The organism is Caldalkalibacillus thermarum (genome assembly GCF_014644735.1).
In the GTDB taxonomy this organism is placed as follows: Bacteria; Bacillota; Bacilli; order Caldalkalibacillales; family Caldalkalibacillaceae; genus Caldalkalibacillus; species Caldalkalibacillus thermarum.
In genome coordinates, this window is sequence record NZ_BMKZ01000012.1 from 51,985 (window position 1) to 74,271 (window position 22,287).

20 protein-coding genes and 1 rRNA gene are annotated in these 22,287 nt (G+C 49.7%); 3 read left to right on the forward strand and 18 right to left on the reverse strand.

The features are described from left to right. From cysS to IEW48_RS06735, 13 genes are all read right to left on the reverse strand, one after another. The gene (gene cysS, locus IEW48_RS06675; RefSeq protein WP_188623107.1) at nucleotides 1-1,395 is read right to left on the reverse strand and encodes a cysteine--tRNA ligase; all 1,395 of its coding nucleotides are present in this window, start codon (nucleotides 1,393-1,395) and stop codon (nucleotides 1-3) included. Continuing rightward, on the reverse strand, nucleotides 1,385-2,047 hold the full coding sequence (gene epsC, locus IEW48_RS06680; protein WP_007502777.1) for a serine O-acetyltransferase EpsC: 663 nt from the start codon (nucleotides 2,045-2,047) through the stop codon (nucleotides 1,385-1,387). The genes cysS and epsC overlap by 11 nt, the downstream gene beginning before the upstream one ends. A 452-nt stretch (nucleotides 2,048-2,499) precedes the next feature. After that, entirely contained in the window at nucleotides 2,500-3,972 is a 1,473-nt protein-coding gene (gene gltX, locus IEW48_RS06685; protein WP_188623108.1) for a glutamate--tRNA ligase, read from the reverse strand. 49 nt (nucleotides 3,973-4,021) lie between these two features. Beyond that, on the reverse strand, nucleotides 4,022-4,504 hold the full coding sequence (ispF, locus tag IEW48_RS06690) for a 2-C-methyl-D-erythritol 2,4-cyclodiphosphate synthase (RefSeq protein ID WP_007502773.1): 483 nt from the start codon (nucleotides 4,502-4,504) through the stop codon (nucleotides 4,022-4,024). Beyond that, entirely contained in the window at nucleotides 4,501-5,193 is a 693-nt protein-coding gene (gene ispD / locus IEW48_RS06695) for a 2-C-methyl-D-erythritol 4-phosphate cytidylyltransferase (protein ID WP_188623109.1), read from the reverse strand. Before ispD ends, ispF begins: the two co-directional genes overlap by 4 nt. Nucleotides 5,194-5,307: 114 nt before the next feature. After that, nucleotides 5,308-6,408 carry a PIN/TRAM domain-containing protein gene (locus IEW48_RS06700; protein ID WP_188623110.1) on the reverse strand — a complete coding sequence of 367 codons (1,101 nt, stop codon included), beginning with the start codon at nucleotides 6,406-6,408 and terminating at the stop codon, nucleotides 5,308-5,310. Between the two features lie 285 nt (nucleotides 6,409-6,693). After that, on the reverse strand, nucleotides 6,694-7,419 hold the full coding sequence (gene pssA / locus IEW48_RS06705) for a CDP-diacylglycerol--serine O-phosphatidyltransferase (RefSeq protein ID WP_188623111.1): 726 nt from the start codon (nucleotides 7,417-7,419) through the stop codon (nucleotides 6,694-6,696). Between the two features lie 20 nt (nucleotides 7,420-7,439). After that, nucleotides 7,440-8,513 (reverse strand): DNA integrity scanning diadenylate cyclase DisA, encoded by a 1,074-nt coding sequence (disA, locus tag IEW48_RS06710; RefSeq protein ID WP_007503636.1) that lies wholly within the window; start codon nucleotides 8,511-8,513, stop codon nucleotides 7,440-7,442. Beyond that, nucleotides 8,510-9,892 carry a DNA repair protein RadA gene (radA, locus tag IEW48_RS06715; protein WP_188623112.1) on the reverse strand — a complete coding sequence of 461 codons (1,383 nt, stop codon included), beginning with the start codon at nucleotides 9,890-9,892 and terminating at the stop codon, nucleotides 8,510-8,512. Before radA ends, disA begins: the two co-directional genes overlap by 4 nt. A 198-nt stretch (nucleotides 9,893-10,090) precedes the next feature. Next, nucleotides 10,091-12,526, reverse strand: a complete 2,436-nt coding sequence (gene clpC / locus IEW48_RS06720; RefSeq protein WP_188623113.1) for an ATP-dependent protease ATP-binding subunit ClpC — start codon at nucleotides 12,524-12,526, stop codon at nucleotides 10,091-10,093. 49 nt (nucleotides 12,527-12,575) lie between these two features. Then, nucleotides 12,576-13,640 carry a protein-arginine kinase McsB gene (mcsB, locus tag IEW48_RS06725; RefSeq protein ID WP_188623114.1) on the reverse strand — a complete coding sequence of 355 codons (1,065 nt, stop codon included), beginning with the start codon at nucleotides 13,638-13,640 and terminating at the stop codon, nucleotides 12,576-12,578. 13 nt (nucleotides 13,641-13,653) lie between these two features. Continuing rightward, on the reverse strand, nucleotides 13,654-14,172 hold the full coding sequence (gene mcsA / locus IEW48_RS06730; protein ID WP_188623115.1) for a protein-arginine kinase activator protein McsA: 519 nt from the start codon (nucleotides 14,170-14,172) through the stop codon (nucleotides 13,654-13,656). A 47-nt stretch (nucleotides 14,173-14,219) separates the two neighbouring features. Further along, nucleotides 14,220-14,681 carry a CtsR family transcriptional regulator gene (locus tag IEW48_RS06735; protein WP_188623116.1) on the reverse strand — a complete coding sequence of 154 codons (462 nt, stop codon included), beginning with the start codon at nucleotides 14,679-14,681 and terminating at the stop codon, nucleotides 14,220-14,222. A gap of 404 nt (nucleotides 14,682-15,085) precedes the next feature. Between IEW48_RS06735 and IEW48_RS06740 the strand changes: the two genes are divergently transcribed. After that, nucleotides 15,086-15,244, forward strand: a complete 159-nt coding sequence (locus IEW48_RS06740) for a zinc ribbon domain-containing protein (protein WP_268236548.1) — start codon at nucleotides 15,086-15,088, stop codon at nucleotides 15,242-15,244. A 121-nt stretch (nucleotides 15,245-15,365) separates the two neighbouring features. Here IEW48_RS06740 and IEW48_RS06745 read toward each other — a convergent pair whose 3' ends face one another. The 4 genes from IEW48_RS06745 to nadB all read right to left on the reverse strand — a co-directional run bounded on the left by IEW48_RS06745 (nucleotide 15,366) and on the right by nadB (nucleotide 19,979). Continuing rightward, complete coding sequence (locus IEW48_RS06745; protein ID WP_188623117.1) at nucleotides 15,366-16,094, reverse strand: MgtC/SapB family protein; 729 nt, start codon at nucleotides 16,092-16,094, stop codon at nucleotides 15,366-15,368. A gap of 379 nt (nucleotides 16,095-16,473) precedes the next feature. Further along, complete coding sequence (gene nadA, locus IEW48_RS06750) at nucleotides 16,474-17,577, reverse strand: quinolinate synthase NadA (protein ID WP_188623118.1); 1,104 nt, start codon at nucleotides 17,575-17,577, stop codon at nucleotides 16,474-16,476. Nucleotides 17,578-17,590: 13 nt separating this feature from the next. After that, complete coding sequence (gene nadC, locus IEW48_RS06755; protein ID WP_188623119.1) at nucleotides 17,591-18,436, reverse strand: carboxylating nicotinate-nucleotide diphosphorylase; 846 nt, start codon at nucleotides 18,434-18,436, stop codon at nucleotides 17,591-17,593. Then, the gene (gene nadB / locus IEW48_RS06760) at nucleotides 18,390-19,979 is read right to left on the reverse strand and encodes an L-aspartate oxidase (RefSeq protein WP_188623120.1); all 1,590 of its coding nucleotides are present in this window, start codon (nucleotides 19,977-19,979) and stop codon (nucleotides 18,390-18,392) included. Before nadB ends, nadC begins: the two co-directional genes overlap by 47 nt. Before the next feature lie 196 nt (nucleotides 19,980-20,175). Between nadB and IEW48_RS06765 the strand changes: the two genes are divergently transcribed. After that, the gene (locus IEW48_RS06765) at nucleotides 20,176-21,351 is read left to right on the forward strand and encodes a cysteine desulfurase family protein (protein ID WP_188623121.1); all 1,176 of its coding nucleotides are present in this window, start codon (nucleotides 20,176-20,178) and stop codon (nucleotides 21,349-21,351) included. A gap of 79 nt (nucleotides 21,352-21,430) precedes the next feature. Then, complete coding sequence (locus IEW48_RS06770) at nucleotides 21,431-21,961, forward strand: transcription repressor NadR (protein WP_188623125.1); 531 nt, start codon at nucleotides 21,431-21,433, stop codon at nucleotides 21,959-21,961. Nucleotides 21,962-22,034: 73 nt separating this feature from the next. Here IEW48_RS06770 and rrf read toward each other — a convergent pair. Then, nucleotides 22,035-22,151, reverse strand: a 5S ribosomal RNA gene (rrf, locus tag IEW48_RS06775). Nucleotides 22,152-22,287: the final 136 nt, after the last annotated feature.

Here is a 22,287-nt window from a genome sequence, read left to right on the forward strand (position 1 = left end):
TCACCTTCTGCGCCAACGGACACCTTGGGGGGTATCTTCCAAAATGATGCCCCGGGCAGCTAATTGGTCCCGGATGCGATCCGCTGTGGCAAAATCTCTGGCCTTGCGCGCTTTATTCCGTTCTTCAATCAAACGCTCTATTTCCTCGTCCAACAACGCTTGTTCTTCCTCCAGCTTCAAGCCCAGGACGCCTGCCAGTCCAACCAGAGTATCCCGGAATGACTTCAACACGGCGGGATGGCCTTCCCCTTGGTTTAAATAAGTGTTGGCTTCTCTGGCCAGCTCAAACAGGACACTGATCGCATTGGCCGTATTAAAATCATCATCCATCGCCTCTTCAAACTTCCTTTTGCCTGTTGCCACGGCTGGGTGCTCTTCATCTGGCGCGCCAGCGGCAGAGCTTTTGAGGGCATGTTCCAGGTTGGCCACTGCCGTCTTCAGGCGTTCAAGACCGTTTTTAGCCTGGTTCAACAGTTCCTCACTGTAGTTGATCGGGCTGCGGTAATGGCCGGTAAGCATAAAGAAGCGTAACACTTGCGGATCATGCCGGCTTAAAAGGTCGTTAACCCGAACCACATTGCCCAATGATTTGGACATTTTTTCCTGATTGATCGTCACCATGGCATTATGCATCCAGTACCGGGCGAGTGGCTTGTGGGTTAAGCCTTCCGTCTGGGCAATCTCATTTTCATGATGGGGAAAGGTCAAGTCTAAACCACCACCGTGGATGTCGATGGTCTCTCCCAAGTATTTTTTAATCATGGCCGAGCATTCAATGTGCCATCCAGGCCTGCCTTTTCCCCAGGGGCTTTCCCAGAACACTTCACCCGGTTTGGCCTTTTTCCATAAAGCAAAGTCGAGGGGAGACTCTTTATTTTCATTCACCTCAATACGCGCCCCGGCCAAGAGCTCCTCCGTATTTTGCTGAGACAGCTTGCCGTACTCCTTAAACTTATGTGTACGGTAATAAACATCCCCATCAGCTTCATAAGCCAGGCCTGCCTTGATCAAATCCTCGATAAAGGCAATGATCTCCTTCATATTTTCCGTAACCTTGGGATGGGCGGTGGCTGGCTTAATGTTTAATTGCTGAGCGACGTCCAAGTACGCCTTAATATACGTTTCAGCCACCTCTTTGGCTGACTTGCCCTCTTGTTGGGCTGCTTTGATGATTTTATCATCCACATCGGTAAAGTTTTGTATATAAGTGACCTCATATCCCTTGTATTCAAAATAGCGGCGCACCGTATCAAAGAAGATGGCCGGGCGGGCATTGCCAATATGAATGTGGCTGTACACCGTCGGACCACACACGTACATCTTTACTTTACCCTTTTCAACAGGCACAAACGGCTCCTTGGCACGCTTCAGCGTATTATAAATCTTAATGGACATGGGCATCCTTTCCTTTCTTTAATTCTTCCACTTCTTTTTTCAATTTATTAATTTCTTGCTCCATACGGCGCAACATATCCGCTACTGGGTCAGGCAGGTTGACATGATCCAGATCATGGGGAACCCGTTCACCATCCTGAACCACGACGCGCCCGGGTATGCCGACCACCGTTGAGTTGGGCGGAACATCTTTCAGCACCACAGAACCAGCCCCCACTTTGGAATGATGACCAATGGTAATGGCCCCCAGCACTTTGGCCCCGGAAGAGATCAACACATGGTCTTCAATTGTGGGATGGCGCTTCCCCTTTTCTTTTCCGGTTCCCCCCAGTGTCACACCTTGGTAAATGGTGACGTAGTCTCCTATTTCACAAGTTTCGCCAATGACAACCCCCATGCCATGGTCAATAAACAAGCCTTTGCCAATTTTAGCTCCAGGATGAATTTCAATACCGGTTAGAAAACGGTTGAATTGGGAGATGAATCTGGCCAAGAAGTAGAATTTGCGTTTATAAAGGGCATGTGCCAGCCGGTGCAACCAAATGGCATGCAAACCGGAATAAGTAAACACCACCTCAAGGGTGCTCCTGGCCGCCGGGTCACGGTCAAAGACGGCCTGAATATCTTCTTTGAGCGTTTTCCAAACAGACATCGGTACCCCTCCTTTACCATTCCTTTCATTTTCAGGGATATCAAGCAAAAAACCGCCTCTGACTGACAGAGACGGTTTGACCCGCGGTTCCACTCTGCTTAAACATTCACCTGCCCTTTGCCCCTTGGACAACACAAACGGATGACGGGCATGGGAATGCTTCCCTCTCCATTGATAACGGGGCTCTCCCGGCAAAGTCTACTTGACCCGTTCAACTTTGCACTCGAAGGGGCATTCCCATAAAGCGGTGTAAGCTACTTCCAGCCGCATGACGTCAACCCGTCATGGGTAGCTCTCTCTGGGACAACCGTCCTTTATGGTACTCGTCCTTCTCATCGTATTGGCTATATGCTCTTTTCCCCACACGCTTGCCTGTTTAACATATGCTTAGTATATGCATGAACAACAAGGTAGGAATCCTGCCAGGATCCAGCACATCTTGGCGCAGCGCTTTAAACGGTTTGCAGCTTTTTTAAGGCTTCTTGCAAGCGGGACCGCACTTTATCACGCCCCAACAAGGCCAGTGATTGTGTTAAATCCGGGCCATGGGACTGTCCTGTGCAGGCCACCCGAATTGGCATAAACAGTTTCTTGCCCTTGGCCCCCGTCATTTTTTGCACGCTCTTAAGGGCGTGCTTGATCTGCTCTGGCTCAAAGGGATCTGCTTGATCCAACTGCTCTAAAAACGCTTGCAGCACCGCTGGAACCTGCTCCTCACCCAGTATGGCCATCGCCTCATCATCATGCTCAATCTCTTCTTTGAAGAAGAGGGAGGCGAGCTTGGTAATTTCAGCCCCGTAACGCAGCTGCTCCTGGTATAAAAGAATCAACTTGGTTGCCCACTCTTGTTGTTCTGGCGTTAAATCGCGGGGCAAATAACCTTCCTTTTGCAAATAAGGCAAGGCCAGCTTAACCACTTCATCGGGCGAAAGTTGTTTAATATAATGGTTGTTCATCCAGGTCAATTTATTGGCGTCAAACACCGCCGGACTTTTGGACAGACGTTTTTCATCAAAAATGCGGATAAATTCTTCACGGGAAAAAATTTCCCGTTCCCCTTCCGGCGACCAGCCTAAAAGGGTGATAAAATTGAAGAGCGCTTCCGGCAAGTAACCCAGTTCGTGATATTGCTCAATAAACTGGATAATCGTTTCGTCCCGCTTGCTTAATTTCTTGCGGTTTTCATTCACAATCAGTGTCATATGGCCGAAGACGGGAGGTTCCCAGCCTAAGGCCTCATAAATCATCATCTGCCGCGGGGTGTTGGAAATATGGTCTTCTCCGCGCAGCACATGGGTGATGTCCATCAGATGGTCGTCAATCACAACCGCAAAGTTATACGTTGGCCAACCGTCTTTTTTGACAATGACAAAGTCTCCAATATCATTGGATTCAAACGTTATGGGGCCCTTGACCATATCATCAAAGGTGTAAGACTTGTTTTCCGGCACCCGGAAGCGGATGCTGGGCTTGCGCCCTTTCGCTTCAAGGTCTTCTTGTTCTGCCGGGGAAAGATCCCGGCACTTACCGGAATAGCGGGGCATCACCCCTTGGGCCCGTTGTTTTTCCCGTTCGGCTTCCAATTCTTCTTCGGTACAATAACACTTATACGCCAATCCTTTTTCCATCAGGATTTGGGCATATTTTTGATAGATCTCCAGGCGCTCGCTTTGCCGATAGGGACCATAGGGGCCGGGTTTGTCAATACTTTCATCCCAATCGATTCCCAGCCATTTTAAGTACTTCAGCTGGTTGATGTCCCCGCCTTCCACGTTGCGCTTCCGGTCGGTATCTTCAATGCGGATCACAAATTGACCCTTGTAATGGCGGGCGAACAAGTAGTTGAATAACGCTGTTCTGGCATTTCCTATATGTAAATGCCCCGTGGGGCTGGGCGCATAACGCACTCTGACCTGTTTCGTCATTATCTTCACCTTCCAACATATAATCATAGCATTTCCATCAGGAACAAAGTCAAGGTGCCTGGATCAGAAGCACCACGGCCTGGGCAGCAATGCCTTCTTCCCGTCCGCAAAAACCTAATTTTTCGGTGGTTGTTGCTTTAATATTAACCTGAGACTCTTCACCCTGACAAGCGCTAGCCACCCGCTTGATCATCTGGTGAATATAGGGCGCCAGCTTCGGCTTTTGGGCGATGATCGTGGCATCCACATTGCCCAGAACATAGCCTTTCTCGCGGGCCAGCTGCCATACCTTCACAAGCAGCTCATAAGAGTCAGCGTTCTCATAAGCGGGATCAGTATCCGGAAAATGACGGCCGATATCCCCTTCCCCGATGGCCCCCAATATGGCGTCACTAATGGCGTGCAATAAAACATCGGCATCCGAGTGGCCCTTGAGGCCCTTGTCATAGGGGATGTGGACGCCACCAATGATGAGCGGGCGCCCCTCAACCAGCTGGTGCACGTCAAAGCCCTGCCCAATGCGGATCCTCATGCTTCTTCACTCCTCTTTAGTATGGATCGGGCCAGATCAATATCTTCAGGCGTTGTTAATTTTATATTATACTCGCTTCCCGGCACAATATAGACAGCATGGCCCATGGCCTCCACCAAGGCCGCATCATCTGTGGCCTCCCGCTGTTGGCGTCTGGCCTCTTCATGGGCTTTGACAATCAGAGCATACTTAAACCCTTGCGGTGTTTGGGCCGCCCACAGCTTGGAACGGTCCAGGGTTGAGGCAATGTGGCCATTGTCAACCACCTTGATTGTATCTTTAACGGGCACGGCCAAAATGGCTGCCCCGTAACGCTGGACCGCATCTACAACCTGTTGAACATAGCCTTCGGCCAGAAACGGACGGGCCCCGTCATGAATCAAGACTACATCCGGTGGTTCTTGGCCCAGGGCTTTGAGGCCATAAAACACGCTTTCCTGCCGTTCCCTGCCGCCGGCAACAACGTGCCTCACTTTGCTCAAGCGGTGCTGTTTGATCAGTTCCTTGACCAAACCCAACTCTTCTTCACCGGCAACAACCGTGATGTCTGTGACGCAACTAAAGCGTTGCCATCTGCTTAATGTATGTACCAATAAGGGCTTCCCTTCCAGGTCCAAAAAAGCTTTGTTTTTGCCCAGACCCATGCGTTTTCCCTTTCCGGCAGCCACAATGACAGCACTGACCTTCATCCCTTGCTCCTTCCTAGGCTTCACCATGTTTATGACTATATTGTAGCAAAAGAGATTCCCAACCAACAGCGAAAAATGGCTGTTGCCCGGGCAACAGCCATCATTTCCACCATGTTATAAGGCCTTTTCATATAATTTTGGCTTGGCAAAGATCATCCGCCCTGCTGATGTTTGCAGCACACTGGTGACCATCACGTCAATCTTGCTGCCGATATGTTCACGGCCACCTTCCACCACGATCATTGTGCCGTCGTCCAGATAAGCCACGCCCTGCCCCTGCTCTTTTCCGTCTTTGATCACCTGTACCGTCAGTTCTTCACCGGGAAGCACAACCGGCTTGACGGCATTGGCCAAATCGTTAATGTTCAGCACCGGAACGCCTTGCAATTCACACACCTTGTTCAAGTTAAAATCATTGGTCACCACTTTGCCATTCAACACTTTGGCCAGGCGGATCAATTTGCTGTCCACTTCATGTATATCCTCAAAGTCGCCTTCATAAATGTGAACTTTGACCGTCTTTTCCTTTTGGATGCGATTCAACACATCCAATCCTCTGCGCCCTCTGTTCCGCTTCAAGTCATCAGAAGAATCAGCTATATGCTGCAATTCCTCCAAGACAAACCCGGGGATGACAATGGTTCCTTCTATAAATCCTGTTTGGCAAATGTCAGCGATACGTCCATCGATAATCACGCTGGTGTCCAGTATTTTGTGTTCTCCTGCCACAGGGCTGCCTGCCTTCTTCTCTTTGCCTAAGCGCCCCAGCGTAAACAGGCCAATCATTTCATCCCGCTTTTTAAACCCTATTTGAAAGCCAATATAGCCGAAACAGATGGCAAACAAAGCCGGCAACACTTGGCTTGCTACCGGAATATTATTAAAGGGAAAACTCAACAGAAACGCAATCAAGAGTCCAACAATCAGGCCCATGACTCCAAAAAACAAATCAGCCACAGGCGTCTTTAACAGACGCTCTTCGGCCCAGCGCATCACATTAACCAAATATTCGGCCAACCAGACTGATAATAAACCAAATAAAACCGCACCTAAAAGCGCATAAATAATTGCATTGACCACATTTTGCTCCAGCAATGAATCAGATAAGCCCAGATTTAAAAGTGCTTCTAACATCGCCATCACTTGTGGCCCAAAGTAATAGCCCAAAATAGCACCGGCAAAGGCAAGAAAAACTTGGATCATTCGTTTCAACATCAGTGTCACCTCCTTCTATCCATTATTAACAAAATCACCAATTTGAAACCTCGTTTTAAAAATATTATTCGTTTCGTTTGAAAAAATGCGCCCATAGGGACGCATGAGTCTTTCATTGGCCTTTTGCCGTTGATGAGACCCCAGAAGATGACATGAAAGTGATGACAGATTCCAAATTTAGGATATCACATGGCATATAAATTGTCAAATAAAATAAAGATGTTATCATAAATAATTCCCTGTCGTCAACCTCTCCTAGGCAAAAAGTCTTAACCTTTTTGACGCTCAGCGGCGTCCCAACCGCTTGCCCCGCCTCTTGTGTGCTTTCTGGCGCCAACTTTTTTCCAAGCTTTTTTTAATTCCGTAAGCCGCATATAACACCAAGGGAATAAAGACAATTTTGGGAAATTCGGATGGGAAACGATAGGCCAAGAGAGCCACAGCCCCGATGATGATAGGTGTAATCCAGAAGGCGGCCCTGGGCACACCCACTTTTTTAAAATTGGGGTATTTGATTCGACTGACCATAAGGAACGATAAAATGATCATGCCGATGGGTAAAAACAAAGGCGGAAAAACGGAATGATACAGAGCAAAGGTGGCCAAGACACCCCCCGCGGCAGTAATGGGCAAGCCGATAAAAAAACCAGGAATGCCAGGCTGGACACTGAACCGGGCCAGCCTTAACGCACCGCAAATGGGAAATAAAGCCGTAACCACAATACCCCATGGGCCCAGTTCATGCAAAACCACCAGGTACATGATCACACTGGGGGCTACACCAAAAGTGACAATATCAGATAATGAGTCCAGTTGTTTGCCAAACTCACTGGCCGCATTCAACATGCGCGCCACGCGGCCGTCCAATCCGTCCAAAATCATACCAACGATTACTAAAATAGCAGCATAGTCAATATAACGGGGTTCACCCTGGATCGCCAGGAGAATCGCCAAAATCCCTAAAAATAAATTGCCCAATGTAAACAGGCTAGGAATACTTCTGGTTAGCATGATTTGTCCCACCTTGTAGGTTAGATATGACGATCAATAAACACTTGTTCCTGGATGCGCATGAGACCGTCTTTAATTGTTCTGGCCCGGACTTCGCCTACCCCATCCACTTCATCCAGCTCTTCAATAGAGGCCATCATCACCTGGGAGAGCGCTTCAAACTTATCCACCAAATTTTGAACAATCGCACTGGGAAGACGGGGGATTTTATGCAAAATACGGTAGCCCCGTGGTGAGACCGGTTCCTCTTGCACATTGACATGGGGAGAATAACCCAGCAAACGGACAATGGCATTGTTTTCTAACAGCTCATCTGAGGACAATTTTTTCAACTCATTTAAAATGCGGGCAGGATCTTCATCCTGATTGCGGCAGTAATCTTTTAACAATAAATATACCTCTTCTTCAACGTTGGACACCAATTCTTCAAGCTGCATGCTGATGAGACGGCCTTCAGTCCCTAATTCGTGGATATAACGGTTAATTTCCGCTTTAATACGCAACACCATCTCAATGCGGTGGATGACCATGGCCACTTCATGCAAGGTGACCAGCTCTTCAAATTCAAGGGCGCTTAGATTGGTCAAGGCCTGATCAAGCACGGCCTTGTACTTTTCCAACGTTTGAATGGCTTGATTAGCCTTCGTTAAAATCACACCAATGTCTCTGAGAGCATAGCGGAAATTACCTTGATACAGCGTAATCACATTGCGCCGCTGGGAAATGGAAATCACCAAATGGCCTGTTTGTTTAGCGACCCGTTCCGCCGTGCGATGACGAATTCCAGTCTCGCGGGACGGAATGGACGAATCAGGGACAAGCTGGGTGTTGGCAAATAAAATGCGCTTGACATCATTGCTCAAAATAATAGCGCCGTCCATTTTGGCCAGTTCATACAAGTTGGCCGGCGTAAATTCACAATTGATGGAAAAGCCGCCATCCACGATGTTCATCATTTCTTTGCTGTACCCGATCACAATGAGGGCGCCTGTTTTGGCTCGCAAAACATTCTCCAGTCCTTCCCGGAGCGGGGTTCCGGGAGCCACCAGTTTTAAAACGGCAGCCGTTTGATCTTGTTTTTCTTTTTCTGTCATCTTGTCTCCCCCTCTAGCACAACCTGAATCGCCTCTTGAACCGATTGTACCCCAATGACTTCAATGCCCTCTGGCAGTTCCCAGCCTAAGGTATTTTTATAGGGAATAATGGCCCGTTTAAACCCTAATTTGCGGGCCTCTGTCAAGCGTTGCTCAATACGGGACACACCCCTTACTTCTCCTGTCAAACCCACTTCACCAATAACGACATCATAAGGACTGGTCGGTTTTTCCCGGAAGCTGGAGGCAATGCTAATGGCCATGCCTAAGTCCAGGGCCGGCTCATTTAACTTGACGCCACCGGCCACATTAATATAAGCATCCTGATTTTGCAATAAAAGGCCAACCCGTTTTTCCAACACGGCCATGATGAGGGACACGCGATGATGATCAACACCGGTGGCTGTGCGTCTCGGCGTACCAAAGCTGGTCGGTGTCACCAATGCTTGTAATTCAACAAGCACAGGCCGGGTTCCTTCCATGCTGGCCACCACAATGGAACCTGCTGCACCATGGGCCCGTTCCTCCAGAAAAAGTTCCGACGGATTGACCACTTCCACGAGCCCAGACTCTTGCATATCAAAAATGCCGATTTCATTGGTCGAACCAAAACGGTTTTTGACAGCACGCAAAATGCGGTATGTGTGATGCCGCTCGCCTTCAAAATAGATGACCGCATCCACCATATGTTCCAGTATTTTTGGCCCCGCAATGGCGCCTTCCTTTGTCACATGGCCGACCACAAAGATGGCAATGCCTTTACTTTTGGCCACTCGCATTAACACTGCCGTGCATTCACGCACTTGGGCCACACTGCCTGGAGTGGAACTCACCTCAGGATGATACACCGTTTGGATCGAATCAAGGATGACCACTTTGGGCTCTGCCTGGTCAATCTGCCGTTCGATCTCATCAATGTGGGTTTCCGTCAAGATGAAAAGCTCAGCTGACTCAATGCCGAGCCGGTCCGCACGCATCTTGGTTTGTTTGAGAGATTCTTCTCCTGAAACATATAATACACGATGACCCTGTTCACTTAATATACCTGAAATTTGCAATAATAATGTGGATTTGCCAATGCCGGGATCACCGCCAAACAGCACGAGGGAGCCAGGAACCACGCCGCCCCCCAACACCCGGTCAAATTCACCCACCCCTGTGGGCAAGCGGGGAGCTTCCTCCGCTTTGATCTGGGTAATGGGGACGGGGCTCGCATTTTTGGATATGGAAGCCACACCCTTTCCAGCAGCCCATGGTACAGAATGTATGCGTTCTTCAACCATGCTATTCCAGGTCTGACATCCTGGGCAGCGCCCCATCCATTTAGGAGACTCGTATCCGCACGCCTGGCAAACAAAGGTTAATTTTTTCTTTGACATTCTGTTCCCCCGAATATGTATCATGTCTATATTTCATTTCTTTATGTTAAATGTATCACTTTCACAAACTTAAATAAAGAAAACCTGGCTTTTGCCAAGGCTGTGAGCCGGCAAAAGCCAAAGCTGGGTGGCAAATACCGAATTTGGTGCGGTGCATAAGGAGAGTGTTCACCTCGCCTTACACACCGCGTTCCGGTCTTACTGCACCGATTCTTTTTTCAACACTTTCAACTGCCCATCTTCCACATCAATCACAACAGAATCCCCTTTGCTGATATTTCCTTGCAACAGCTCCTCAGACAGACGGTCTTCCACCATCCGCTGCAGGGCCCGGCGTAAAGGTCTGGCGCCATACTGTGGATCATAGCCTTCCTTGACAATATGCCGCTTAGCTTCTTCAGTCAGCGTGAATTCGATGTCCTGCTCTTTCAGGCGTTTTTGTAACTGTTTGGCCATTAAATCCACAATTTGCATTAAGTGTTCCTCTTCCAGTGAATGGAATACAATCACTTCATCGATCCGGTTGAGGAATTCTGGACGGAACATGCGCTTTAGTTCACCCATCACTTTTTCTTTCATGTTTTGATAATTTTGCTCCCGATTTTCAGCCTGGAAGCCCAGGGTCGTGCCTTTCCTCAACAGTTCGGCCCCAACATTGGAAGTCATGATAATCACTGTATTTTTGAAGTCAACTGTACGCCCTTTGGCATCGGTAAGGCGGCCGTCTTCCAAGACCTGCAGCAAGATATTGAAGACATCGGGGTGTGCTTTTTCGATCTCGTCCAGCAAAATGACCGAATATGGTTTGCGGCGCACTTTTTCCGTCAGTTGTCCGCCTTCTTCATAGCCCACATAACCCGGGGGCGAGCCAATTAAACGGGAAGTCGTGTGTTTCTCCATATATTCGGACATGTCGATGCGGATGACCGCATTTTCATCGCCAAACAAACTTTCAGCCAATGCTTTGGCCAATTCTGTTTTACCTACACCAGTTGGCCCGAGGAAGATAAAGGAGCCAATCGGACGCTTAGGATCTTTCAAGCCGGCCCGGGCACGGCGGATCGCCTTGGAAATCGCTTTAACGGCTTCGTCTTGCCCAATCACCCGCTCATGCAGAATCTCTTCCATATTGAGCAAACGTTCGCTTTCTTCCTGAGCCAGTTTTTTGACAGGGATACCTGTCCAGCTGGACACAATGTCGGCAATGTCTTCTGCTGTCACTTCTGAATCAGTTTGACCTTGTTTCTCTTTCCACTCGTTCTTTGTTTTCTCCAATTCTTCACGCAGCTTTTGCTCTGTATCGCGCAGGGAAGCTGCTTTTTCGAACTCCTGGCTTTGGACAGCAGCATCCTTCTCCTTGCGGACCTCCTCCAGCTTTTGTTCCAGCTCTTTTAAGTTGGGCGGCACTGTGTAGGATTTGAGCCGCACTTTGGAGGCTGCTTCATCAATTAAGTCGATGGCTTTGTCGGGCAGGAAGCGGTCCGTAATATAGCGGTCAGACAGCTTCACCGCCTGTTCAATCGCCTCATCGGTAATTTTGACCCGGTGGTGCGCTTCGTAACGGTCGCGCAAGCCTTTGAGAATCAAAATGGTATCTTCGATAGACGGCGGATCTACCATGATGGGCTGAAAACGGCGCTCAAGGGCTGCATCTTTCTCAATGTATTTGCGATATTCATCTAAAGTGGTGGCTCCTATACACTGCAGTTCTCCGCGGGCCAAAGCCGGTTTCAGGATATTGGAAGCATCAATGGCACCCTCCGCTCCGCCGGCGCCAATCAAGGTGTGCAGCTCGTCAATAAACAGGATAATGTTTCCGGCCTGGCGGATTTCATCCATCACTTTTTTCAGGCGGTCTTCAAATTCCCCGCGATATTTGGTGCCAGCTACCACTGTGCCCATATCCAGGGTCATCACCCGTTTGCCGCGCAAAGTTTCCGGGATTTCATTGTTGACAATGCGCTGGGCCAGTCCTTCGGCAATCGCCGTTTTACCTACACCGGGTTCACCAATCAGCACCGGATTGTTTTTGGTCCGGCGGCTGAGCACCTGGATCACCCGTTCAATTTCCTTGTCCCGTCCAATCACAGGATCCAGCTCATCATTTTTGGCAATGGCCGTCAGATCACGGGCAAGGCTATCCAGCGTAGGCGTACTGGCTCCACCCTGCCCTCCTTGAGGGGTTGCAGCCATGGCTTCATTGGAGCCTAACAATTGCAGCACCTGCTGTCTGGCTTTATTCAGGCTGACCCCCAAATTGTTTAATACTCTGGCGGCCACGCCTTCCCCTTCACGGATCAGCCCCAAGAGCACATGTTCCGTTCCCACATAAGTATGACCTAGTTTTCGGGCTTCATCCATCGACAGTTCAATCACCTTTTTGGCCCGGGGGGTATAATGGATGTTGCCCGTTGTCTGCGTTCCCCTGCCGATCAGCGTCTCCACTTCTTTGCGGATTTTTTCCATATCCAGATTTAACGCTTGCAATGCTTTGGCAGCAATCCCTTCCCCTTCGCGAACCAAGCCAAGCAAGATATGCTCGGTGCCGATGTTGTTATGACCCAAACGCATCGCTTCCTCTTGAGCTAAAGCCAATACTTTTTGGGCTCGTTCTGTAAAGCGACCAAACATCATCAGCAAACACCTCCATTGGGGTTTATTTTTATTGGGTATGTTATCTTTGTTATGTTGTTAATAAGCGCTCACGAATTAATTTTGCCCTTCTCACATCCCGTTCATCAGGGGACAGCATCTGTCCGGCATATTGCTGCAAAAATCCAGGCTGGGTCAATACGATCAGTTCATTCATAATGGTGGATGAAACTCCTTTAATCAAACCTAGATCAATTCCCAGCCGCACATCGGACAAGCGCTGCATGGCCTCTTTGCTCTCTATCACCCTGGCATTGGCCAGAATACCATAGGAACGGAAGATTTTATCCTCCAATTGCACACGGGAAGATTCCAGAAGCTGCTTACGTGCCTGTCTCTCCTGCTCAATCAATTGCATGGCGACATTGCCTAGATCCTCAATAATCTCTGTTTCTGAGCGACCCAAGGTGATCTGGTTGGAAATTTGGAAAATGTTACCCAGTGCATCGCTGCCTTCACCGTAAATCCCCCGTACAACCAGCCCCAGCTGATTGATGGCCGGCAAAATGCGGTTCATTTGCTTGGACATGACCAAAGCGGGCAGATGGACCATTACCGAAGCCCGTAAACCCGTGCCCACATTGGTTGGGCAACTGGTCAGGTAGCCCCGCTTCTCATCAAACGCAAAGTCCACATTCATCTCCAGCCAGTCATCGATGCTGTTGGCCTGGGTCCATGCTGCCTCCAGCTGAAAGCCAGGAAAGAGACACTGGATGCGCAGATGATCCTCTTCATTAAGCATAATGCTGATCGATTCATTTTCACTTAAAATCACAGCTCCCGCCCTTGCTTCCTCAGCCAGAAGGGGACTGATCAGGTGCTTTTCCACCAGCACTTTTTTCTCCAGGGAACTCAAATCTTCCATGCGCAAAAGTTCCAGGTTGCCCAACGCCTGGTTATCTTTGCTTCTTTCTAGTATTTTTTCCATTTTGGAAACCACTTTTTCCAGCTGTTCCCGGGTGGCAATCATAGGAAAAGGGATGTCCGTCAAATTGCGGGCCAGACGGATGCGGCTTGAGATGACAATATCCTGGTCAGGACCGCCCCCTTTCATCCAATCACTCAGAGCTTGATTGATAAAACGTTGCAGTGACATGCCTCGCCCCTCCTCATTCTTGAACCAACTGTTTCTCCAGCTCGCGGATCTCATCGCGCAGCTTAGCGGCCAGTTCAAATTCTTCATTGGCTACCGCTTGCTGCAATTTTTGTTTTTTAAGCTCGATTTCCTTCTTCATTTTCAAGCGCGATCCCGAACGGCGCGGGATTTTACCGTGATGGCTGACATTGCCGCTATGCACCTTTTTGAATAACGGCTCCAGCCGGTCCCCAAAGACACGGTAACAGTGAGCGCAACCAAAACGCCCGCTTTTGGAAAACTGGGCATAGGTTAGCCCGCACCGGTCACAGCGCAAGGGATGGGCATAGGTCGTTCCAGTCCCGCTGGGCTGATCAAAGGAAAGAAATCCGGATAACAAATTATGAATTGAAAAACTGTTGTTGAAACCGGGAAGCATTTCTCCCTTATCCTTGGCACATACATCGCACAAATGAATCTCCGTCTTCTGTCCGTTAACGATCTTGGTGAAATGTAAAGTGGCCGGACGTTCACCACACTCTTGGCAGTGCATGACACCCACTCCTTTGTTATCATGGGAAATTTAACCTGTTCAACACCTCATTGGTACAGCAACGACACGAGCATCGCTTTCAGGAGCTTGGCCCTCAGCTGATCCCGGACCCGCACGTCAAAGGGGAGAACGTTGCGCTGAACGACCGCTTTCATCAAGCGGGCTTCCCGCTCCGTCACCAGTTCTGTTTCCTGCAACCGGTCAATAATCCCTTCAGCTGCTGTTTGAGAAATATCATCCTCGATCAGACGGAGCAAGGTTTGCAAGTGCCGCTGTTCATCCACAACACGTACCTTGCGGATACGGATAAATCCGCCACCTCCCCGCTTGCTTTCCACCACATATCCTTTTTCAACGGTAAAGCGGGTTTTGATCACATAATTGATTTGGGAGGGGACGCATTGAAACTTGTCGGCCAGTTCACTCCGTTGAATCTCAATATACCCCTTTTTACTATTGTCTAAAATGCTTTTTAAATAATGCTCAATAATGTCAGAGATGTTTTTCATGGTGCCTGGTCAACCTCCAAACCGGATCACCTGAGGTGAATCAACCCTCACCCTCCAGTTGCCATGAAAAGAATGGCCAAAGGTTTTGACTTTGACTATCTTTGACTTTACTTAAATTATACGCAATAATGTGCCATAATGCAAGTCTGTTCGTAAAAAATTTTTCCCGCTCTTAGTGTCGTTCAAACATCGAGATTTATGTGCGGCATATAGTTTGCTGCTCAGTACCCATAGCTTCCTAGTTTGTCATACAATAAGGGCTGCCCCCATTTCACCGGGGTCAGCCTTTTTTCAATGCTTTTTGTTTTAACTTACCTCCGACAGAAGTCTCCCACTTCTAAGCGAAGCGAAAGTGGGAGATGAATGTCGGTTTGATGTAGCCTTAATATGATGAGTGTGGTAAAATAAAATCAAACAAACGTTCGTATTGTGGTCGAGTGAAGGTGTCTCTATCGCTTTCCGAACGTCTATTTCGTTGTGAATGCGGTTTTGTGGCAGACAGAGACACCAACGCCGCCATAAATATCAAAAAGGAAGGTCTGAAACAGTTAGGGACTGCCTGACTGGATCTCGAACCGTGGGGCACACGGGGATCGCTCGGTCAATTTTCCTTCGTTAGAAGGGATTACCCGAGAAGCCCCCACCTCTAAGCGTTAGCGTAGGTGGTGGGAGTATGTCACGGCCCTATTTATCTATGCTCACTTCTCTGACACCCTCCAAACTGCGCAGCTGGTCAACCAAAATGGCCATGGAAACAGTATTGGGGATCCGAATGCTCAGTACCAGGCGGACCGTATCAGGGTCTGTCTGGCTGGCCTCCTCAATGGACAACTTGCGGATATTCACATTTTGCTCCCCAAGCTTAGTGCAAATTTCTCCTAACTTGCCTGGCTGATCCTCCACTTTAAGCACCAGACGGTGAAAATAACTTTTGTGCAGCACAGCCGATTCAAAACGGTTGAGCACAACCAGGCTCAACAGAACCAGCCCTGTGGACAAAATAGCGCCAAAGTAGAAGCCGGCTCCTAAGGCCAGCCCAATGCCGGCGACAACCCACAGGGAGGCCGCTGTGGTTAACCCCCGGATGGCAAAGCCGTGTACCAAGATTGTTCCGGCTCCCAAAAAACCGATGCCGCTCACCACCTGGGCAGCCAGCCGGGCGGGATCCGCCACCACATAGCCGTACTGGCTCCGCTCTTTAATATATTCCTCAAAACCATAAATGGAGATGAGCATAATCAAGGCAGAGCCCACACAAACCAAAATATGAGTGCGAAAACCAGCCGGGCGGTTGCTTTGCTCCCTCTCCAAACCCACCAAACCACCAAGTAAGGTGGCCAGCAATAAACGCAAGGTAATTTCTAAATAATGGGCATCCTGAATCCACATCCACCACTTATGAAAAATTTCCATTCCACAGTCCCTCCTCCACTCATTCCAATAAGAAAAAAGGGTTTGGTTAAAAGTTATGATTTACTATACCATAATTATTTCCGAGAAGGGAGCCAATCCCGGCATGCTTATCCATCTTGTCTCATATACATGAAGACAAGCAAAGGATGTGATAAGCATGGGAGTCCGCCTTCCATCGCTGTGGCAGGGGTTCTAAACGGCCTGTAGTTCGGCTTGTTCTTCGCCGGCCTCCATTTCTATTCCCTGTGGTTTGCTGAACAAGACGGATTGACCTGGGTGAGTTTAATTGAGTTTAAAAGGGCAATACAAATGAATAAAACAGCGGTTGGCTGAAACAGTAAAAACCGGCCAAAAAGGCCGGTAGCAAAAATGTTGCCGCTTAGGAAAGTGCCAGCATACGGTCCAGGGCCAGCTTAGCCGGTCCCGCCACCTCTTCCGGCACCCGGATAGTATTGACAATCTCTCCACTGTGTATGCTTTCCAAGGCCCACAAAAGATGAGGCAGGTCGATCCGGTTCATCGTTAAACAGGGACAGATCATATCATTCAGCAAGCGGATGGTCTGCTCAGGATGGTTTTGGGCCAGGCGTTGCACCAGATTCACTTCTGTGCCAATGGCCCATTTGGCCCCGGAAGGCGCCTGTTTCACCTGTTTGATAATGTATTCCGTGGAACCGCTGTCATCAGCGGCACTGACCACCTCATAACAACATTCCGGGTGAACCAGCACCCTCATCTCCGGATCCCGTTTGCGCACCGTCTCTACATGTTCCAGCTTAAAATGTTGGTGGACAGAACAAAAACCTTTCCACAAGATCACTTTGATGTTCTTCAGTTCTGTTTGCACATGTTCCAATTCCCGGGTCAAGGGATTATAAACGGCCATCTCCTCCAGTTCAAGTCCTAAGCTGGCCGCTGTATTGCGTCCCAGATGCTCATCAGGAAGGAACAAAATGCGCTCCTTTTGTTCAAATGCCCATTGAAACATCTTTTTGGCATTAGAGGACGTGCAGGTGATCCCGCCGTGCAGTCCGCAAAAGGCCTTAATCGCAGCTGTGGAGTTCACATAGGTCATGGGCACGATGGTCTGGCCAAACAGGTCCGTCAAAATGTCCCAACACTCTTCGACCTGTTCATCATCCGCCATGTCGGCCATGGAACAACCGGCCTTCAAGTCTGGCAAAATCACCGTTTGGTGACCAGCGGTTAAAATATCGGCCGTCTCAGCCATAAAATGGACGCCGCAAAAGACAATATATGAAGCTTGTTGCTGCTGTGCTGCCAACTGGGCCAGTTTTAAAGAATCCCCTGTAAAATCAGCAAACTGGAATACTTCATCCTTTTGATAATGGTGACCCAAAATGACCAGTTTATCTCCCAATGCTTGTTTAATGGCCCTCACCCGCTCCTCCATCTCATCCCTCGTCCACTTTTCATAGAACTCGGGCGAGATGGAGGAAGGTTTGACCGGTGTCCGTGTCATGGTGTTTCCCCCTTCATTTTTTTACACTCCCGTCTAAGTTGAGACTGATGTCCAAGGCTGGTGCAGAGTGGGTCAGCCAGCCGATAGAAATGACTTGCACCCCGGTTTGGGCGACCTCCTCCAAATGTTCCAAACGCATGTTACCGGAAGCTTCACTGACAATGGAGGGAGGAATAAGAGCAACAGCTTCCTTGAGCTGGGCCACCGTCATGTTATCTAACAGAATGCCGTGCACCCCTAAGGCCACCGCTTCCTGTACCTGCTCAAGGGTTTCTGTTTCCACTTCAATAAAGACTGTGTGACCCATTTTTTCCCGCACCCGGCGCACTGCTTCACGGATGCCTCCGGCGGCCTGGATATGATTGTCCTTGATCAGCACCGCATCATCCAGCCGCAAGCGGTGATTAATGCCGCCGCCCACCGCAACCGCATATTTTTCCAACATCCGCAGGCCCGGTGTGGTTTTGCGGGTATCGGCAATTTTGACGCCGTACGGTTTCACGATGTCAACAGCCCGCCGCGTTTGAGTGGCAATCCCCGATAAGCGCTGCACATAATTGAGGGCGACCCGTTCACCAGTCAGAATGGCCCGCGCCGGACCGTGCACACGCAGAAGAGGCAGGCCAGGCTTCACACACTGCCCTTCCTTGACCACAGGTTCTATTTCCACCCGGGGATCCACCAGCTTCATGACCTGTTCAAAGACAGGGAGACCAGCCATAATGCCCTCCTCTTTAGCCACCACCATGCCGCTGGCCCACTGTTCCGCTGGCACGACGGCTTCCGTCGTCCGGTCTCCAAACCCCACATCCTCAATTAACGCTTGTTTCAACTGTTCCTGTAACAGGAGAACATTCATGGGTGCTCCTCCTCCACTTCGTCCGGATGTGCCGCCATTCCTCTCGCTCATCAGGATAATCCGCCCGATAATGGGCCCCCCTGCTCTCTGTTCTGGCCAGGGCTGAGCGGGTAATCGCCTGGGCGACCCGGACCATATGCCACCACACAGGGTGATGATGAGCCCAAGCGCTCTCCCACTCGTGAAGCTTCGCTTCCAAGCGGTTTAATCCGCTGGCCGTTCTCACTAGTCCGGCATCAGCCCACATCATCTCTTGGAGCTCACGTGTGGCCTGATGATTCATCAGCTCTCGGGCAGAAAGGGCATAGTGCCGGTCAGTAAAACGGGGCTGTACATCCATTACGGCAGTGGCAGCTGCCATCCTGTTTATGTCCTCTCGGAGCGCCTCTGCAATCCGATTAGCAAACACCAACGCTTCCAACAGGGAATTGCTGGCCAAACGATTGGCACCATGCACACCCGTGCAAGCCACTTCCCCGCAAGCATACAATCCGTCCAGCGCAGTGCGTCCCCACTCATCCGTCCATACACCCCCCATAATAAAGTGGGCAGCGGGCGTCACCGGCAGCGGTTGTGTCACTGGATCAAACCCAAGTTCCCGGCAACGCCGGTAAATCGTAGGAAAACGGCGTTCAAACACGGATCCGAGACGGGTTGTATCCAAATAAACCCGCTGTCCTTTTTGTTGCTGGTCAAAAATGGCCCGGGCCACCACATCCCTGGGAGCTAAGTCAGCCCAAGCATGATACTGGACCATAAAGGGCTCACCCTGCCCATTGACCAACACCGCCCCTTCTCCCCGCACCGCTTCGGATATAAGGGGCTTGGGATGTACAGGTACAGCCAGTGCCGTGGGGTGAAACTGGACAAACTCCATGTCCACCAGTTCCGCTCCGGCTTCACTGGCCACAGCCATCCCATCTCCTGTGCTGAACAAAGTATTGGTGGTCTCCCGGTAAAGCTGGCCGCAACCGCCAGTCGCCAAGATGACAGCATCTGCCTGAACCAAGACATGCTTACCTTGAGTAAACAGCAAGGCCCCCAAGCAGCGAGCACCATCTGCCACTAGTTGTTCCACAAACGTCTGTTCATAGACGGAGATGTTCTCCTCCGCTTGTACACACTGCATCAACGTATGAACGATAGATGCTCCGGTGGCATCTCCACCAGCATGAATCACCCGGGGAAAGGAATGAAACCCTTCCCGGCCCAGTTCTAAGCGGCCGGCCAGATCGGTATCAAAAGGGACACCCAAGCGCAGCAAGTCATCTAATACGGAAAAACTGTAAGCGGCCAACACCTCTACGGCTTCCCGGTTGTTCAGCCCACACCCAGAGCGAAGGGTGTCTTGCACATGTGCAGCTGCTGAATCCCCGTCTCCTACGGCCACGGCGATGCCGCCTTGAGCCTGGCTGGAGTTGCTTTGGTGCCAAGCCGATTTAGTCACCAGCATGACCTGGGCCAACTCACTAAGCTTTAAGGCAGCATACAGACCGGCCACACCACTGCCGATCACCAGCACATCTGTTTGAACGCGTTGCATACTCCTCGTCCCTTTACATCAGAATGGTTCAGCCCACAAACAGCTTAATGGTTTAGCCCCATTATAGTTGGCATATTTACATATGTCAATATATGTGTCTTGACACATGTCATCATCCTTCCTATACTGGGAACAAACGACCCTTCGACATAATTCATCCGTTATAGGGAGAGAATGGCTGGGGAGGAGAGAAGATATGCCGCGCTATGTTTATCTGGATCATGCCGCCACCACCCCATTGGATCCACAGGTGTGGCAGGCCATGAAACCCTATTGTCTGGATGTGTTTGGCAATCCAAACAGCCTTCATCTGTTCGGTGATGAAGCCGATGAAGCCGTTCAACAAGCGAAGGGAGATATTTTACATCTCTTAGGGGCCAAGCAAGGGAAGATTGTTTTAACCAGCGGAGGAACAGAGGCTAACAATTTGGCCCTGATGGGGATTGCCCAGACATATAAGCATCAAGGAAAGCATATGGTGATCAGTGCGATAGAACATGATTCCGTCTTGTCCACCTGTGCCAGTTTGGCAAAGCAGGGTTTTACCATCCATTATGTTCCCGCGGACAGAACTGGGCAGGTACGCCTGGACGAATTGGAGCAAGCTTTAACTGAAGAAACCATTTTAGTTTCCGTCATGCATGCCAACAACGAAACAGGGGTCATACAACCGATTGAAGACATCGGCCGCCTGCTTCAGGCCAAACGCTTGAAGCAAGGGACAAAAACACCTTTTTTTCATTGTGATGCAGTACAAACCGTGGGCAAAATACCTATCCAGGTAGACGAGTGGAACATTGATCTGCTCTCCTTTTCGGCCCACAAGTTTTATGGTCCCAAAGGGGTTGGGGGGCTGTATGTACAAAAAGGCATCCGCCTCTCTCCTTTGCTCCATGGCGGGGGACAGGAATATGGTTGGCGCTCAGGCACTCAAAACGTGCCCGGTCTCATTGGCGCAGCTTTCGCTTTAAAACAGTGCCAGGCACACCATGACCAGGATTGGCAACACTATACGGCTTTAAACCACATGATGCGAGAAACACTAGAGTCCCTGCCAGGCATTCACTTGACGGTTTCTGCCGCCTATGCTTTACCCACTCATATTCATTTCAGGTGTGAACGTATTGAAGGCCAAGCCCTGATGCAGGAACTGTCCAGAAGAGGCGTTGCCGTTTCCACCAGCTCCGCTTGCCATGCCCGCCACTGGGCGCCTTCCCATGTCATGCTGGCCATGGGCTTTAGCGATGAACAAGCCAAGCAAGCTGTGCGCATCAGTCTGGGGCGCAACATCACAACAGAGGATATTCATTATGCTTTAAATCAAATTGAAGACATTGTCCGCACCTTTAGAAACAGTTATGTCTTATCCTAAAGTCCGCCCAAGATCTGGTTGCAAACCGGCAGCGTTCCCTTTAAACTGGTCCTAGGGATGCGGAGGTGACTTGATGCCTATGTCTAAACTGCTAGGAGAAGAACGGCGCAACTATCTGTTAAACCTGTTGAAAACAGAACAAAAACCGCTCACCGGTACCTATTTGGCCGAGCAAACCGGAGTAAGCCGCCAGGTGATTGTGCAAGATATTGCTTTGTTAAAAGCAAAAAATGAGCCCATTGTGGCCACGCCCCAGGGCTATTTGTACCTTCGTTCTCCTTCTTCCCAACCGACGCGGCGTGTGATTGCCTGCCAACACACGTTTGAACAGACAGAACGGGAGCTCATGATTTTGGTTGAACACGGTGTCAAAGTCATTGATGTTATTGTTGAACATCCTATTTATGGGCAAATCCAGGGTTCATTGATGCTGGAAGCAAAAAAAGACGTGCACGATTTTATGCAAAAAGTGCGGAATAACCAGGCCAAACTGCTCTCTTCCCTGACGGAAGGGATCCACCTGCATACGGTGGAAGCCAATGATGACAAGCGGATCGATGAAGCCTGCCGGGCCCTTGAGGCAGAGGGCATCCTGCTTAAAAAAGATTAAAACCTGAAAAAGTAAAAAAACCTCGTGAGGTGAATCTCACGAGGTTTAAGTTTAGCCCTAAAGAAACAAAAAGGCCTGGCAACGACCTACTCTCCCAGGGGCTTTCGCCCCAAGTACCATCGGCGCTGGAGGGCTTAACTTCCGTGTTCGGAATGGGAACGGGTGTGTCCCCTCCGCTATCGTCACCAGACAGAGTTTCAACATGATGGTGCTTGTTGCACCTTCAAAATTGGATAACAGCAACGATTCACCGGTGCCACGAATGAATTGGTTAAGCCCTCGACCGATTAGGATCTGGTCGCTCCACGCATTGCTGCGCTTCCACT